Annotated in this window: 1 protein-coding gene; it reads left to right on the top strand. The window is 64.3% G+C overall.

Going from position 1 to position 813, the window contains the following annotated elements; genetic code table 11:
- Positions 1-813 (top strand): SpnB-like Rossmann fold domain-containing protein (locus JK364_RS57420; RefSeq protein ID WP_201858895.1); only part of this gene is annotated, 813 nt, incomplete at both ends.

Genomic DNA, 813 nt, shown 5'->3' with positions numbered 1-813 from the left:
GGGTTTTGCTGGTCGGGGTTATGAGTATGGGCCGTTGTTTCAGGGGGTGCGGGCGGCGTGGCGGTTGGGTGATGCGGTGTTTGCGGAGGTGTGTTTGCCGGAGGGGGTTGATGGTGGTGGGTTTGGGGTTCATCCGGCGTTGTTGGATGCGGCGTTCCAGGTTTTGTTGATTGTGGGGGGTCTGGGTTTGGGTGTGGGGTCGGAGCAGGTGAGGTTGCCGTTTGCGGTGAGTGGTGTGCGGTTGGAGGGTGGGGGTGTTGTTCGGTTGCGGGTGGGTGTGCGGTTGGTGGGTGTGGATGAGGTTGCGGTTGAGTTGGCGGATGAGTGTGGCGGGTTTGTGGGTGTGGTGGAGTCGTTGGTGGTGCGGTCGGTGTCGGTGGGGCAGTTGGCGGCGGTGGGTGTGGGTCGGGATTGTTTGTTTGAGGTGGAGTGGGAGGAGGTTGCGGCTGGTGTGGTGCGGGGTGGTGTGGTGGGGCCGGTGGTGGCGTCGTTGGTGGGTGGGGGTGTGGTGGGTTTGGAGCGGTTGGCGGGTTGTGGGGTGGTGCCGGATGTGGTGGTTCTGACTGTTCCTGCTGATGCTGATTTCGGGTCTGGTGGTGTGGTGGGTGGGGTTCATCGGGTGGTGCGGGAGACCGCTGCGGTGTTGGGGGTGTTTGTGGGGGATGAGCGGTGGTCGGGGAGTCGTTTGTTGGTGCGGACCAGTGGTGCGGTGGTGGTGGAGCCGGGTGAGCGGGTGGGTAGTTTTGCGGGTGCGGCGGTGTGGGGTCTGGTGCGTAGTGCGCAGGCTGAGCATCCGGACCGGTTCCTGCTTGC

It is taken from the genome of Streptomyces endocoffeicus (assembly GCF_016741935.1).
Classification (GTDB): Bacteria; Actinomycetota; Actinomycetes; order Streptomycetales; family Streptomycetaceae; genus Streptomyces; species Streptomyces endocoffeicus.
This window is presented reverse-complemented; position numbering and strand designations above follow the sequence as displayed.